Source organism: Paenibacillus sp. FW101-FHT12H11 (genome assembly GCF_058790355.1).
The window spans coordinates 296,897-312,051 of the sequence record NZ_JBYTCO010000007.1; the positions used below are offsets into that span (position 1 = coordinate 296,897).

Genomic DNA, 15,155 nt, shown 5'->3' on the forward strand with positions numbered 1-15,155 from the left:
TTGACCGGTAGTTACCTTCTTTTGTCAGGTTGAACAATCCCCTTTCTTGCTTTATCATATGAGGAAAGGATTTACAATTAGTAATTTGTAAGCGCTACCAATAGACATGCGCCACATTGTCGAGCCTCTATTTTATGCGGAGAAAAGGAGATAACCATGCGATTTTTACAAGGTAACATATCGGCCAGATTCAAGGTAATTTATGGTGTGTTTTTCCTGATCATCATTTCTTCCACCGTGTGGTTGTCCTATTTAAGCTCGAAAGGGGGCATGGAAGATCAGCTCCGCCGCACGAATACAGCCCTGCTTCATCTCAGTCAGCAGAAGATTGAAATGATGCTGCATGAAATTGATACGAGCACAATTAATTTCATCCAAGAACCCGATGTCGAGTTATTCCTCAATGGCAGATATGCGAGCGATGAACTGCGGCTCAATTATTTCCGCATTTTGAACACGCGGTTCAAGACGCTGATGTTTACGAACAGCAATATCTCCTCGTTTTATTTGTATTCTCTTGCGAACAAGAGCTTGTTGACCGATGTGACGTACTCGGATGAATCCAGCTTCTACGATATGGCTTGGCATGATGCTTATGTGAGCATGAAGGGCTACGGCGAATGGCTTGATACCAGAAAAGTAACGGAGGTCAGCTCAGGACTGCAAATTGAGAAAAATATGATTACCTTGGTGCGGACTTACCCCTTAATCAGTTTACCGCAGTTTCGCAAGGGTGCCATTATTGTCAATGTCGCGGAAAGCACGCTATCCAATCTCATTCAAGATGTAGACCAGCAAAGGGCAGGTCAAACCTTAGTTATTAATAACCAAGGGATGATTATTTCTTCGCAGAACAAAGAGCATCTGTTTCATTCCTTCAGCACGATTCCCGGCGCCCCCGAGATAAGTGAGTTTAAGGATAACGGTTATATCACGACGCACTCGAAAAGCGGAAGTTACACAACCTTTTATTTAACTTCCAGTTACAATGGTTGGAAATACATCAGTATCGTCCCCGATCCCGAAATGAACCGACCTTTAATGATTGTTCGCAATTTATTACTGGTTGTGACAGCGGGAATGTTCTTGCTAGCTATTGTGCTTGTCTTTGCAGTAAGCAACTACACGTTCCGGCCTCTTGAGCTTTTCTTTCATTCCGTTGCGGGTAAGAAATCGGTCCGCACCGGCGACCTTACCTATATGGAGCAGTTTTTCAAACAGATGATTTCCGACAACGAATCCTTGCAGAAACAAATGAATGACAGCTTGCCTGCGTTGAAATGGCGTCTGATCATGAGTCTGCTAATGGGGGATAAAACGAACTATAGCCGGATGAAGCCTTATTTCCATACGCTCGGGATAGATTTATATCATAAACAATTCATCGTGCTCATCATTGAACTGGATCGTATCCAAGAGAATCACACTCCGCGAGATGTGTATTTATTTACTTATGCCATCAGCAATGTTGCGGACGAACTCATCGCAGGCGTATGCAAGGGGACTTCCGTGGAGTTGACCGATGGGAGAGTCACCGTCATTATGAGCTTCGAATCGGAGGATTCGCAAGGCAATCAAATTCAAGCTCTGCAAGTGGCTGATCTGGTGAAAAATTATGTAGGGATTCATTTTAAACAAACGGTAACCATTGGTGTAGGCAGTCCGCAATCCAATTTGGAAGGCATCCAGATTTCCTATGAAGAAGCACTGAATGCATTGAAATATAAGTTGATTATGGGCGACAACACGGTTGTGTCCATCGACGATATTGCGGGCAGCAATTATAATGAGAAATTTTACCGGATTACAGCGCTAATTGATTCTGTCGTCAACCTGATTCGGGAAACGGATAAAAACAAGCTTCGATCACAGCTGGATAAAATTTTTGGCGAGGTCGTGGCAAGCAATGTTCCTCCCGAGTTAATTAAGCAGATGTGCATTCAGATGATTATGAAATCCATTAAGGTCATATCGGATAAAGGTCTCGAAATCAAAGAATTCCTGGATCCGAAGGAAAACATCTATGACCGGATTGAAAGCTGTGTCAAAGTAGCTGAGCTGAAGAGCTACATGTCCGATTTCCTGCATCAGCTCATTGTGCGGACCGAAGAGAAACGGCTCTCCAAAGGGCATCACGATACCATCGAGCAGGTTCTGGCATATCTCGAACAGCATTATATGGATAGCGATCTCTCGCTTAATCTGTTAGCTGCGCAATTTGAGCTAAGCGTTCCTTATTTAAGCAAGCTTTTCAAGGAAACGACGGAAACTAATTTTATGGATTGTCTGATTCAGATCCGCATGGAGAAGTCAAAGGAGTTGCTGCTGGGTTCAAAGCTGAAAGTCAACACCATTGCGGAGAGCGTAGGTTATAACAATGTTCAGAGCTTTATACGCATTTTCAAGAAATATACGGGCCTAACACCAGGGGAATTCAGGGAAAATCTTAAAAAAGGCGAAGATGATAAAAATAGCGAATCCGTTTCCGGTTAAAAAAGGTGTGTATGTTTAAAAAGTGTCTATATGCCAAATCGATTCTGGAACGTTACCATAAAGGTGCAAGACATCGAACTGAAAGGAGGTAGGGACATGAAATCACGAACTGTCGGGGCCACGACCGCACAAGCCATTATTGGGAAGAAGGAGCAAACAACGAAGCTTAAACGGGCATGGAAGTATGTGAAGCGGGATAAATACTTGTATCTCTTGCTGCTTCCCATCTTTGCTTACTATTTCCTATTTAAGTATACGCCGATGTTCGGTGAGATCATTGCCTTCAAAAATTATCGTTTCGCCGATGGGATATGGGGGAGTCAGTGGGTTGGCCTAAAACATTTCAACAGATTGTTCACGAGTCCGGATTTTTTCAATGTATTAAAGAATACGCTTCTCCTGAATGTGTACAGTATCGTTTTCGCTTTCCCGGTTCCTATTGCTCTGGCCATCCTTTTAAATGAAGTCCGACTGGAATGGTACAAGCGAACGATTCAGAATCTGCTTTATATTCCGCATTTTATCTCCTGGGTGGTGCTTGGCGGCATTGTTATCGCGCTGCTGTCTCCTTCCACGGGGATCGTAAACTTTGCTTTGGTGAAGTTGTTCGGCATTGAGCCGATCTATTTCATGGCAAGCACCTTCTGGTGGCCGATTACATTCATCTTGTCGGGAATATGGCAGAATGCAGGTTGGGGAACCATTCTCTACCTTGCCGCCATGGCCGGCATTGATCCTCAGCTGTATGAAGCAGCGAAGATTGACGGAGCGAGCAAGCTTCGTCGCATCTGGCATGTTACACTGCCGGGCATCCGATCCACAATCGCGATTCTGCTGATCCTGCGTGTGGGTCAGATGATGGATGTGGGCTTCGAGCATATTTTCGTGCTGCAAAATAAAGCGGTTTCAGAGGTCGCGAATGTCATCAGCACCTATGTTTATCATGTAGGTCTTGAAGGCGCGCAGTACAGCTATACGACGGCGCTTGGCTTGTTTCAATCCGTCATTGGCTTGATTCTGGTGGTCAGCGTGAATCGATTAATTAAAGCCTTAGGCGAGAATGGGCTATGGTAGGAGGGGAATGCGGTGTCCGGCAGTCAGAGCTCGTCAGTTAAGCTGGTTTATGGTGTCATCTATGTGTTTCTGGCGGTACTTGCCATGATGACGTTGTTCCCGTTCATTCATGTGCTATCTACCTCATTAAGCTCTTCTCGGGCCATTATGTCTGGGGAAGTGTTCTTATGGCCGAAGGAAATCACATTCACTTCTTTTAAAAACTTGATTGAAGACGGCCAGCTGTTTAATGCTATGAAAAATACATTAATCATTACGGTTGTGGGAACTTCCATTAACCTTGTAGCAACAATCATGGCGGCCTATCCGTTAAGTCGCAAGCGGCTCAAGGGCAGGAATGTCCTGCTTATGATCATAACCTTCACCATGCTGTTCGGCGGAGGGATCATTCCCAATTATATTCTCATTAAAACGCTGGGCATCATGAACACGTATTGGGCGCTTTGGCTGCCTGGTCTTCTAAGCACGTACAATTTTTTCGTCATGAAATCATTTTTTGAAGGATTGCCTTCGGAACTTGAGGAATCTGCAGCGATTGACGGAGCTAATGACCTGTTCATTATTTGGAAAATTATTCTTCCGCTCTCCATGCCGATTATTGCGGCGTTGACGTTATTTTATTCGGTTACCTGGTGGAATTCGTATATGAATGTGCTCATGTATATCACGAATTCGGGGAAGCTTTCTTTGATGGTGAAGCTGCTGCAGATGATCGATACGACAAGCCAGAACCTGCTTAATACGAATGCAACGAACGGGAGCGAAGGTGCTTCTATGCAAACGATGGTAACTCCGGAGGGTTTAAGGGCTGCTGCCATCATTATCTCGGTGCTTCCGATCTTGTGCGTCTATCCATTCTTACAGAAGTATTTTGTCAAAGGCGTATTAATTGGTTCAATTAAAGGCTAAAAGAAAATTCAAACTTATTATTCTTATTGCAGGAGGCGAAGATTTCATGATGAAACAAAAGCACGTAGCTTTAACGCTAGTCGCTTCTTTATTCACAATTGCAGCTTGCTCCTCTCCAACTAGCACAGATAATACGGGAAAATCGTCAGGAGAGAATAAGAAATTGGAAGTCAGCGTTTCCATCCTTGACCGCGGCCAAGTGGCGAGTGATGAGGGAACTTATGAGAGTAACCGGACGACCAAATACATCAATGAGAAATCGGGTATTAATGTGAAGTGGGTTCCGATCCTACGGACCGAATCAACGAAGAAATTAAACACACTCATCGCAGCCGGCGAAGCTCCGGATATGATGTGGGAATTCGGGCGAGATTATATGGCGACATTGAAAGAGCAGGGAGCCATTCAACCGATCGACGAATATATCGAGAAATACAGCACCTCCTACAAAGCCTATTTGAAAGCGCATCCGGAACTAAAGCCATACACGATGTTTGATGGCAAAACCTATATGGCAACCAGCGCACGTGGCATTGACGCCATCGCGAATCATGGCATGTGGATCCGCCAGGATTGGCTCGATAAGCTTGGACTGAAGGCTCCGACAACCATGGATGAGTTGGTCACTGTGATGCGGGCGTTTCGGGATAAAGATCCTGATGGTAACGGTAAAAATGACACGTTGGGTGCTGCTTTTAACTATAATTACACGGGTATTATTCAGGCGATGTACGCATCCAACAAGAGTAACTGGTATCTCGATAATGATAAAATCGTGTACGGCGGGTTAACGGATCGGTATGCCGATGTGCTTGCTGAGCTTAAGCTTTTCTTCGATGAAGGGCTGATTGACAAAGAATATATCACAGACAAGAACTTCCAGAAGGAAAGACAGCTATTCGTGACAGGTAAAGCAGGCATCTACTTCGCAAGTTGGAACATTAGTGCCGAATACCGTGAATTGAAGCAGAATGTACCTAATTCGCAGCTTGTACCGTTGGAGCCGGTATCAACGAAGTATGGGAAGTTCGGCTTGTATCAAGAACCGCCGGCAAACCGTTTGATTGTGTTTAATAAGGATATGAAAAATCCAGAAGCCGCAATCAAATTGCTGGATTGGTGGATAGACAAAAACTGGTTCGATGTCAGATTCGGCACGGAAGGTGTTCATTACAAGCTGGTTAATGGTGTTCCTCAAACGATTGATGCCGAGAAGAATAAGAAGGAAACGATCTATGCGCCAGAGTATGCGGTGCTCGATCAATGGAGTCCGAAACCAGAGGATTTCGCTGTGATGGCGGCAACGGATGCGATCTCTCAAGAATATGCCAAAGTGCAGGGTGAATCACTCAAGGTGGCTATGAAAAATAAATACAGACGCGATATTCCGTTCAACCCGACATTCCCTGAACTGAGCGAAACGTCTACGTCATTCGGCCCATTGTCGGATGATATTGAAACAAAAGTCATTACAGGCGGTGCACAATATTCACCGCAATGGGGCATGGAACAGCTTCGCAAGGAATGGAAACGTCTCGGCGGCGATAACGTTGATAAATTAGCGCAAGATTGGTATGAGAAAAATGTGAAGGGCAAGTAAACGGCATAGAAGGCTAAGCAGCCTCCCGATTCGAACAGGAGTTGGGGGGCTATTTTATACGGATAAGGGAGTGTAATTCACAATGACAATAATTTCAAATAAGATGCTGCTTAATCAGCTTGAGAAATGGCACGAAGACTATACGCCTGAATTGCGGATGGTTCGCAAGCCTTTCCATACGCCGGGTTATCACAGTACGTTAAAAAATGTAGCGTTTACTCACCCGACCCTGGCAGCTTGTGTTTATACGCTGGGGTTGCTGGACAGCCGCCAGCCTCTTCATGTAGAACGAGCACAAGGTATACTTGAGCAGGTAATCAGCTTGCAGGATCAGAATCCGGAGCATGCTACCTTCGGGATCTGGTCTTGGTTCTACGAAGAGCCGCTTGAGAGAATGGCTCCGCCAGATTGGAATTGGGCGGACTTCTGCGGCAAGCGGCTGGTGCTGGCCGAGCAGAGGCATTCCGATATCTTGAGCGCGGGGCTTCGCGAACAAATCAGGCATGCGCTTTATTGTGCATGCGACGCCATTATCAAGCGAAATGTAGGTCCTAGCTATACGAACATTGCCATTATGGGCGCTTTCGTTACTTTGCTTACAGGCGAGGTCTATGGCGAAGAAAAGTACTTGAATTACGGCTTGGAGCGTTTACGCCTCTTTAGCGAATACACGAAACAGCTGGGAACTTTCCAGGAGTTTAACAGTCCGACATACACGATCGTGGCGATACAGGAATTGTCCAGCATTCATACTGCGACCCAAGTTGCGGAAGCGAAACAGCTCAGCTCGGAGATGCTGGATGTGGCATGGGGGATGGTTGCCGAGCATTTCCATGTCCCCAGCAAGCAATGGTCAGGTCCGCACAGCCGTGCCTATCATACGATGATGACGCCGGAAGTTTTATCGTTCTTGCAGCTTGCCAGCCAAGGGGAGTTGAACTTCATGCCAGACGATCAACTGACATACAATCTGGACTGGTATGGCAATGATATCGGATGTCCTGAGAAGTACATACCGGCATTCAAACGTACAGAAACAGCGGAGCATGTACAGACGATTAGCAAAGACGAAACTGGCAATACGGTTAACCAAGCAACTACATATATGGAAGGGCCGGTTAGTGTGGGAACCTTCAGCAAAGATGTGATGTGGAATCAGCGCCGCAATTTGCTAGCTTATGTACGCAATGGTGACGCATCCACCTACATTCATTTGCGCCTTCTGAACGAAGGCTACGACTACTCTTCCGGAATTTATTCCAGTGTTCAAAAGGGGAAGGATGTGTTGTTCGGCATCGGATTTTGCACGAATGGCGGCAATACGCACATTGGACTTGATCCCATTGACGGGACTATCGAATCAGCGGACCTAAGAGTTCGCTTTGAGATTGGAGGCAGCCTGCATGAGGTTAAGGCGGAGGCTGTTTCGCCAGCAGCCGATTCAGCTTTGGTACACATAGCTGGGCAGACACTGCAGGTGAAAAAAATATTCGCAGCCTTTGACGGGGAACAGCCAAGATGGGAGCTTGGGCAGGAGCGGGATAAACGGTTTCTTGACTATGTCATCTACACCGGCGAGCGGAAGAAATTTGATTTCGCTAGCATGCAGGAGGCACTACTACTGTTTGCATGGCGTTTGGGTGAGCGGGGAGATGAGCTCGACGCTGCTGCTTCCGTCGTACAAGCGAACACAGAGGTTCAGGCGGAATTCCGTGCTCCAAACCGCTCGGTACTGCAATTGACTTTGCCGCTTAAACCTGCCGAGAAGATGAAGATGCTGCGGCCTCGGCCCTAACATTAAGAGAATGGAGTGATCACAGATGGCTAAAGGTTCTACGACTCGTAACGAGTTCCTTCCGTTTGCCGATGCCTATACGGGCCGATCTATGACTCGTTTGACAGTCCCGGAGCAGGTGAATCATCATCCTTATTTTTATTATAAAATGATCACAAACGACAATCGCTATCTCATTTACGCAAGCGAGCGAGGGGGATCCCGTCAGCTTTATCGGATGGATCTCAACGATGGAACGGCCCTGCAATTAACGGAAGGACCCGATATTCACGATTTCAGCTGCAGTCTGACGAGTGACGACAACTACTTGATATATTGCAGGGATCAGCGAATTATGCGATTGGATATGACGACGCTGATGGAAGACGTTCTCTATACGACACCTGCAGGTTGGAAATCCAATGCCAATCCCGGTCTCAGCTCAGATGACAAGTATCTCGTACTAGTCGAAATCAATGAAAAGGATGTCGTACCAGGCAAAGGGGATTGGTCCAATTTCGAGCCGCAATGGGCAGCGAAACCGCACTGCCGAATCATCTACCTGGATATCGAACAGCGAACCAGCCATATCGTACATGAGGAGCTGGACTGTTGGCTCGGGCATCCGCAAATTCGTCCCAATGACCCATCGACCATTTTATTTTGTCATGAAGGTCCTGGGCATCTGATTGATGCCAGACTCTGGCTAGTCCAAAAGGACGGGACGCGGCTGCGCTGTGCGAAGAAACAGACGCATGATGAGCTCATCACGCATGAATATTGGCTTGCTGATGGCTCTAGATTCGCTTATGTGTACCGACATAAAGATGATCTCTATCACGAAAGTATCCGTTTCATGGACTCAGAGACATTAGTGGAAGAAGTGTGGATGAATTGCTCCAAGTATTGCCACTTTATTTCGAATGCCAATCATACGATGATCGTCGGGGATGGGCAGCTGCCCGAGCAGCACTTCATCTATTTAGTGGATGTAGAACGGAGACAAGAAGAGCGGCTATGCTCCCATGGAACCAGCTGGAAGTCATACGGCAACACACAGGATGCTCATCCGCATCCGGCTTTTTCTCCAGATGGCACATTTATCATCTTTACTTCTGATATGGAAGGTATTCCTTGTATATATAAAGTGGAGTTGTGACCATGTTCGAGGCAGCCGGCTAGTTTGATCGACTGCCTCGAATATATCATTGACATTAGTTTGGCGTCAAACTATAATGCAGATATGAAACCAACAGATGCTGTATCACTTATATCCAGAATTAGAGAAAAGACCAATCGGTTTATCATATCCGAAATGGCGAAATATGGAGTCGACGATATTGCCATTTCACATGGGGATATTATCTTTGCTTTATTTAAGATGCCTAGATTGACTATGGCGGAAATTGCCAAGAAAATTGATAAAGATAAGTCTACGGTGACTGCACTTGTCGACAAATTGGTCCGACTTGGATACGTAACAAAAGAAAGGGACACCGTAGATTCAAGGGTCGTCTATGTTGCCTTAACACCAAAAGGGGAGGAACTGAAGCCCGTATTCGAAACCATCTCAGAGAAAATGTTAGATGTTTTTTATATGGACATTTCGGATAAAGAAAAGGAAGAATTACTGAGAATTCTAACGAAAATTTATAGAAACTTTTAATTTTTTTTAGAGTAATAGTTTGACGTCAAACTATATAACGAGGAGGAGCTTATCATGAAAGATTACACAAAAGATTTGCCGGATCATCGTGTGAAATATATCGGAGAAAATGATCTATTTGTAGAAATTTTCGAGGGAGTTGAGCTACAGAAGGGAGCTTCAAAAAGACCTCCGCTTTTATTTGTACACGGTGCCTACACGGGCAGTTGGATGTGGAGCAAATACATCCCACACTTTATAAACAGGGGATGGAATTGTTATGTTATGAATTTGAGAGGGCACTACAAAAGTAGAGTGCTCGATTTGACAAATGTCACATTCGAAGATTATTTGGAGGATATCAAAGAGGTTTTGGCCGAGTGTAAGGCTCCACCAATTCTCATAGGATTTAGCATGGGAGGAATTTTGAGCCAAAAGCTGGCTGAAACCATCGAACTTGCAGGTTTAGTGGTGATCGATACAAGCATAAGCAAGGAAGTTTATGAAGCTGTACCCTACAAAGAAATAGCTGCTATGACAACAGGCGTTTTAATGCCTGCACCATCCCGAGATGAGAATTCCAGTATAGATGAATCAGCAGATGACATTGATTTTCAGAGAAAGTATATAACGGTGGAGTCATTAAAAGCATTTAACGATTTTTATTTTTCATTGGGAGTAAGCGGTGGAATATCGATAGACAGCAGTTTGATGATTCATCCAGCCTTGGTTATTAAAGCCATTAATAGTGAAGAGGATGACCGGAGGGGAAAGGCGACAGCGGACCTTCTCCATGCTGAATATACAGGATTTAGGGAAACGACTCACACCGGATTGCTAGTTGGGCAAAGATATATGGAAGTAGTAGATCGGATCATGATTTGGTTACAAGGGATGCATGACTAAGGACATAGAATAGATAAGAAAATATTACTATTGCTTCTCCTCATACATTGGAGTAAATTGATAAAATACGCTTAATTCTTTAGATTAAAGAAGCGGGGGAACCAAGTTTCCTGGGGTGAGTACACATGTAAAGTGTTAGGGTTAACTTTCAACCCGAATCCGTCAGCTAACTTCGTCAGCGTAGAAAGAATGGATAGAAACATTTAATGGAACTATGTGATTTAAGGTTCTATTCCCTCGCTTCCTTTTTCTCTTCTAGAGAAAATAGGAGGAACTAGACATGCTGCTTATGAAAGTAACCAAAGAATGGAAGAATTTTCTCCCTTGGAAGAGAGCCAACGATTCTGTACAGCGTCAACAGGAGATTCTTCATTTAAAACAGCGGTTGGAAGCGTACGACATTCAATTTCCGAATTTGGCTTACCAACCATCAGACGTCGAAACACAGACGCTAATGGAAATTAGCAAAACGGTCGCTCAAAACAATGAGCTGCTTTACCAACTTAGCTCGGAAAAGGAATTAGCGGTTGAACAATCGCTAGCCCATCGCGTCGGAACCACGCTCCAAATTTTACAGGATCACCTCAGCTTTATCGTAACCATGGCGCATATTTTCAGTGGCCCGTATCCTTGCCTAAGAGCGTACATCAGCCATACCATTTAACGATCTTCAACAATAGTGAAGGAGCTTGCCTGGCGGCAGCTCCTTTTTCGTTTATTTAAGTGAATAGATACGGCCAAAAAAGCGCGTGATAAGCTCCGCAACTTGCTGGCTTTGCTCTTCCAGAACAAAATGGCCCCCGCATAAAAAGTGAGTTTCCACACACGTTAATAGTTCTCCGAAAGCAAGAGCCCCTTGCACCGTAAAAATAAAATCATTTTTGCCCCAGGTTATGAGCGTAGGAGGTTGATAAGTTCGCAAGTACTGCTGCCAAACAGGGTATTGTTCGACGTTGGTCCGATAATCGTAGCCCAATTCCAACTGGATTTGGCTATTCCCGGGTCGATCCAAAAATAACTGGTCCATTAAATAACCATCGGGACTAATCCGGTAGGGATGACACACGCCCGTAACATACTGCATTTTTGTAAAATGAAAGGTTGCAAGCTGAGCAAAGGCCGCTTCGGTTGCAGGATTTCGATTCGCCCAGAGAGCTTTGAAGAGATCGAACGGTTCCCCTAAGCCGTTTTCACTGACTACGGCATTTTGAATAACGAATCCTAGAATACGGTGCGGATTCCGAACGGCCAGTCTGAACCCGATAGGACCTCCATAGTCATGGGTGTACAATATATATTGGGAAATGCCGAGATTATCAATTAACTTTTCAATCAGAATGGATAGATTCTCGAAGGTGTAAGCAAATTCTTCTGTGGAAGGCATACTGCTATTTCCGTATCCAAGATAGTCAGGAGCAATGAGATGAAAGTGGTCTGTGAGTTGAGGAATTAAATCCCTGAACATATGGGATGAGCTTGGAAAACCATGAAGAAGGATGATGGTTGGGTTGTATGGACTCCCGGCTTGGCGAAAAAATAACTCCCAACCGTCAATCTTCATTTTTTTATAATGTACCATAATGTCAACTTCCTCTCCGGCGAGCGCATACTATTCCCTAACAAAAATATGTGAATATGAGTTATTTAAGTACTTAGGAGCTAGAGGACGTGGTACAATTTAATTTAAGGTAAGCTAATTAGTTGTTATCTTCATTAAACTGGTATTCATCCACATGAAAGGGAGAGATCAGCCATGAAACAAGAACTGCTAAATGAGCCATCGAGAAATCAAGCTTCCAGCACGCCAATCATTACCGAACTAAAAGTAATTCCAGTTGCAGGGCATGATAGCATGCTCTTCAATCTTAGTGGAGCGCATGCTCCATTCTTTACACGTAACATCGTAATTCTCAAAGACAGTGCAGGTCATACGGGCGTAGGTGAAGTACCGGGCGGCGAGAATATTCGTAAAACGCTTGAAGACGCGTGCCCACTGGTTATCGGTCAATCGATCGGCCAATACAATAACATTCTTACGAAAGTTCGCAAGCAATTCGCTGATCGGGATCAGGGAGGACGCGGTTTGCAGACTTTTGATCTACGCATCACGATACATGCCGTTACGGCATTGGAAGCAGCACTACTCGATCTCTTAGGTAAATTCCTGGATGTTCCGGTTGCAGCACTGCTAGGAGAAGGTCAACAGCGCGATAAAGTAGAGATGTTAGGCTACTTGTTCTATGTCGGGGATCGGAATCGGACAAACCTTCCGTATCTGGGCGCTGAGAATGCAGCGAATGATTGGTTTCGACTGCGTAATGAGGAAGCGCTTACACCCGAAGCCGTCGTGAAACTTGCCGAAGCAGCGTATCAACGATATGGCTTTAATGATTTTAAGTTAAAAGGTGGCGTCCTGCGCGGTGAGGAGGAGATTGAAGCGGTCACTGCGCTGGCGGAACGTTTCCCTCAAGCCAGAATTACCCTTGACCCTAATGGGGCATGGTCTTTAGCTGAGGCGATTCACCTGTGCCGTGATCAGCATCACGTATTGGCTTATGCGGAAGACCCATGCGGAGCAGAAAACGGTTATTCAGGCCGTGAAATCATGGCCGAGTTCCGGCGTGAGACAGGCCTCCCAACGGCAACGAACATGATTGCTACCGATTGGCGCCAGATGGGCCATACGATTCAGCTGCAATCTGTCGATATTCCGTTAGCCGACCCACATTTCTGGACGATGCAGGGCTCTGTTCGAGTAGCTCAGATGTGTCAGGAATGGGGGCTCACTTGGGGATCTCATTCGAACAACCATTTTGATATCTCGCTTGCGATGTTTACCCATGTGGCAGCAGCAGCGCCGGGAAAAATAACGGCCATTGATACGCACTGGATTTGGCAGGATGGACAGCAGTTGACCAAGGAGCCGTTTCTGATTGTTGGAGGCATGGTGGAGGTTCCGAACAAGCCGGGTCTGGGAGTAGAACTTGATATGGACGCCATTGAGAAGGCGCATCAGCTGTACAATCAAGAGGGCTTGGGAGCTCGCGATGATGCGCTGGCTATGCAGTTTTATATCCCTAATTGGAAATTTGATAACAAACGTCCTTGTCTTTTGAGATAGTTGATCATAGATAGCCGCTGTTTCCTGATTAGGGGGAAACAGCGGCTATTTTTACATATATTCAGGTCAAGTTTCATTTACTTTTTGCTGACAGCCGTGGGCTCCATCTTGTCATTGTAAGCGATAGCGTACCAAGGTTCTGACGCCGATTCCGCATTCACTTGAATGTTTATTTCCCAGGGAGCCTCATAACTGACGCCAAGAAGCTGATTACCTTGGTAAATGGCGATAGCAAATGGAGGTTCACCCCGCTCGTTCTCCAGCTTAGGATAAACAAGAACGGTTTGTTTGCCAGTAGGAAGAGATTGACCGGTAACAGGCGTATAGCGATAAGAGATGGGATCAACACCTGTCTCTACTTTGCTTATAAACCAATCGGATTGGATTAACCGTTGATAAAAGCCGTCCATGAATGGGTTTTCCCCGATATCATACACATAAGCTCCATTCGTCCGAATTGCTTGAGCTCGACTGAAGTTAAAATAGGTGATCGCTTTCACCTGCGGAAACAGTCGCGGCAGTAAACCGTACATGTACCCCAGTTGGCCTTCCGACCAACTCCAGTACGTTTGATTCGTAGGTAAATAGGTGTGAGCAATAGCGCCCTCTGAAATCATAATGGGCTTATGGCGATAACGCTCATAGAGAGGAGCGAAAGTATCGATTACGGTCCCATTTAGCTGCTCTTTGTCTCCTGAATAGGGTGTGCTATACAAAGAAAAACCAACCCAATCTACATAAGAGTCACCTGGATAGTAGTCGTCAATCGTGTTCGTTGGCGAGAAATTAGGGGACCAAACCATCGCAACATTAGGCGCTTCTTCGGCCATGATGTCGTGAACAAGGCGGAATTTCTCAATATACTGCTGGGGAGTTCCATGCCATGGCACCCATGCGCCATTCATCTCCGAAGCATAACGCAAGAAAATAGGAATGCCGGAAGCCTTGGCTTCCCGGGCAAAACGGCGAACGTATTCGTCATCCAGCACGTCGTCCAAGCCAAAGCGCGGCTCCCAACCGATCTGGAGTGCGCCGCCGAGTTCTTTCACTCTTTCCGCAGTTCGCGCCGGGAAATAGGTATTCGTATCGGTCTGTACTTTTCGCCAACCGACATAAGCCAAATAAAGAGCGTGTTTTCGACCGTACACATCTTCAATTTTCGTAACATCGTACCCAACTCTGCGATCTGCCCCTAACATACCTATATAAGCCCCAGATGCTGGCTCGTGTTTTGCAAGATGGGTAGATTCCGTTGTCATAGGAACGCGGAGATAAAGCTCCATTTCCGCTGAAGGACTTTGGATGCTGGACCAATCATAGGTTAGTGGCGCTATCGAAGGAAGACCAGCTGAGTAGGCAGCGATCCGATTTTGATAGGCAGCTGCGGCTTCTGAATAACCGGATTGTGCGGATTTCTTCTCTTGGTTCGTCCAATAGGTTAAAATATCCGGCTGTTCGGGCTTGGGAGTTGAGGAAACAACGGTGGGATGCGTTAGTGCAACAGCAGGTTCTGATCGGCTTTGTTCGAGGTCATTTAATTCCGTATCCATGACAAAAAAAGTGACCGCGATGCAACTTGCCAACAAGATGGTACCTATTGTCCAGACAACCTTTTTAAACATGGGATAAGTAA

General features: G+C 45.6%; 12 protein-coding genes and 1 riboswitch. Of the genes, 10 read left to right on the forward strand and 2 right to left on the reverse strand.

The features are described from left to right. The first annotated feature begins 156 nt into the window (after nucleotides 1-156). The 9 genes from AC3WTJ_RS23860 (at nucleotide 157) to AC3WTJ_RS23900 (ending at nucleotide 11,065) form a co-directional block, all read left to right on the forward strand. Entirely contained in the window at nucleotides 157-2,493 is a 2,337-nt protein-coding gene (locus AC3WTJ_RS23860) for a helix-turn-helix domain-containing protein (RefSeq protein ID WP_492523928.1), read from the forward strand. A gap of 96 nt (nucleotides 2,494-2,589) precedes the next feature. Beyond that, nucleotides 2,590-3,567, forward strand: coding sequence for an ABC transporter permease (locus AC3WTJ_RS23865; RefSeq protein ID WP_127450834.1), 978 nt, complete (start codon nucleotides 2,590-2,592; stop codon nucleotides 3,565-3,567). A gap of 12 nt (nucleotides 3,568-3,579) precedes the next feature. After that, on the forward strand, nucleotides 3,580-4,476 hold the full coding sequence (locus AC3WTJ_RS23870) for a carbohydrate ABC transporter permease (RefSeq protein WP_492523929.1): 897 nt from the start codon (nucleotides 3,580-3,582) through the stop codon (nucleotides 4,474-4,476). 46 nt (nucleotides 4,477-4,522) lie between these two features. Further along, nucleotides 4,523-6,076, forward strand: coding sequence for an extracellular solute-binding protein (locus AC3WTJ_RS23875; RefSeq protein WP_492523930.1), 1,554 nt, complete (start codon nucleotides 4,523-4,525; stop codon nucleotides 6,074-6,076). Nucleotides 6,077-6,158: 82 nt separating this feature from the next. Then, the gene (locus AC3WTJ_RS23880) at nucleotides 6,159-7,871 is read left to right on the forward strand and encodes a DUF8769 domain-containing protein (RefSeq protein WP_492523931.1); all 1,713 of its coding nucleotides are present in this window, start codon (nucleotides 6,159-6,161) and stop codon (nucleotides 7,869-7,871) included. A gap of 25 nt (nucleotides 7,872-7,896) precedes the next feature. Then, a complete protein-coding gene (locus tag AC3WTJ_RS23885; RefSeq protein WP_492523932.1) occupies nucleotides 7,897-9,009 on the forward strand; it encodes an oligogalacturonate lyase family protein in 1,113 nt (370 codons plus the stop codon). A gap of 24 nt (nucleotides 9,010-9,033) precedes the next feature. Further along, entirely contained in the window at nucleotides 9,034-9,516 is a 483-nt protein-coding gene (locus tag AC3WTJ_RS23890; protein WP_492523933.1) for a MarR family winged helix-turn-helix transcriptional regulator, read from the forward strand. 54 nt (nucleotides 9,517-9,570) lie between these two features. Then, entirely contained in the window at nucleotides 9,571-10,401 is an 831-nt protein-coding gene (locus AC3WTJ_RS23895) for an alpha/beta hydrolase (RefSeq protein ID WP_492523934.1), read from the forward strand. Nucleotides 10,402-10,459: 58 nt separating this feature from the next. Next, a riboswitch (cyclic di-AMP (ydaO/yuaA leader) is annotated at nucleotides 10,460-10,598 on the forward strand. Nucleotides 10,599-10,681: 83 nt separating this feature from the next. Beyond that, nucleotides 10,682-11,065: a hypothetical protein gene (locus tag AC3WTJ_RS23900; RefSeq protein WP_492523935.1), complete on the forward strand. Its 384-nt coding sequence runs from the start codon at nucleotides 10,682-10,684 to the stop codon at nucleotides 11,063-11,065. A gap of 51 nt (nucleotides 11,066-11,116) precedes the next feature. Here the strand turns inward: AC3WTJ_RS23900 and AC3WTJ_RS23905 are convergent, their stop codons facing one another. Next, complete coding sequence (locus tag AC3WTJ_RS23905; protein WP_492523936.1) at nucleotides 11,117-11,980, reverse strand: alpha/beta fold hydrolase; 864 nt, start codon at nucleotides 11,978-11,980, stop codon at nucleotides 11,117-11,119. A gap of 174 nt (nucleotides 11,981-12,154) precedes the next feature. Between AC3WTJ_RS23905 and gudD the strand changes: the two genes are divergently transcribed. Next, nucleotides 12,155-13,522, forward strand: coding sequence for a glucarate dehydratase (gene gudD / locus AC3WTJ_RS23910; RefSeq protein ID WP_492523937.1), 1,368 nt, complete (start codon nucleotides 12,155-12,157; stop codon nucleotides 13,520-13,522). Between the two features lie 77 nt (nucleotides 13,523-13,599). Here gudD and AC3WTJ_RS23915 read toward each other — a convergent pair whose 3' ends face one another. Then, complete coding sequence (locus AC3WTJ_RS23915) at nucleotides 13,600-15,144, reverse strand: glycoside hydrolase family 26 protein (RefSeq protein ID WP_492523938.1); 1,545 nt, start codon at nucleotides 15,142-15,144, stop codon at nucleotides 13,600-13,602. Nucleotides 15,145-15,155 lie beyond the last annotated feature (11 nt).

Bases quoted from the DNA above. Each gene is read 5' to 3' on its own strand.
- AC3WTJ_RS23895 (WP_492523934.1), top strand. From the start codon at position 9,571: ATGAAAGATTACACAAAAGATTTGCCGGATCATCGTGTGAAATATATC.
- gudD (WP_492523937.1), top strand. From the start codon at position 12,155: ATGAAACAAGAACTGCTAAATGAGCCATCGAGAAATCAAGCTTCCAGC.
- AC3WTJ_RS23865 (WP_127450834.1), top strand. From the start codon at position 2,590: ATGAAATCACGAACTGTCGGGGCCACGACCGCACAAGCCATTATTGGG.
- AC3WTJ_RS23915 (WP_492523938.1), bottom strand. From the start codon at position 15,144: ATGTTTAAAAAGGTTGTCTGGACAATAGGTACCATCTTGTTGGCAAGT.
- AC3WTJ_RS23880 (WP_492523931.1), top strand. From the start codon at position 6,159: ATGACAATAATTTCAAATAAGATGCTGCTTAATCAGCTTGAGAAATGG.
- AC3WTJ_RS23860 (WP_492523928.1), top strand. From the start codon at position 157: ATGCGATTTTTACAAGGTAACATATCGGCCAGATTCAAGGTAATTTAT.
- AC3WTJ_RS23905 (WP_492523936.1), bottom strand. From the start codon at position 11,980: ATGGTACATTATAAAAAAATGAAGATTGACGGTTGGGAGTTATTTTTT.
- AC3WTJ_RS23875 (WP_492523930.1), top strand. From the start codon at position 4,523: ATGATGAAACAAAAGCACGTAGCTTTAACGCTAGTCGCTTCTTTATTC.
- AC3WTJ_RS23900 (WP_492523935.1), top strand. From the start codon at position 10,682: ATGCTGCTTATGAAAGTAACCAAAGAATGGAAGAATTTTCTCCCTTGG.
- AC3WTJ_RS23885 (WP_492523932.1), top strand. From the start codon at position 7,897: ATGGCTAAAGGTTCTACGACTCGTAACGAGTTCCTTCCGTTTGCCGAT.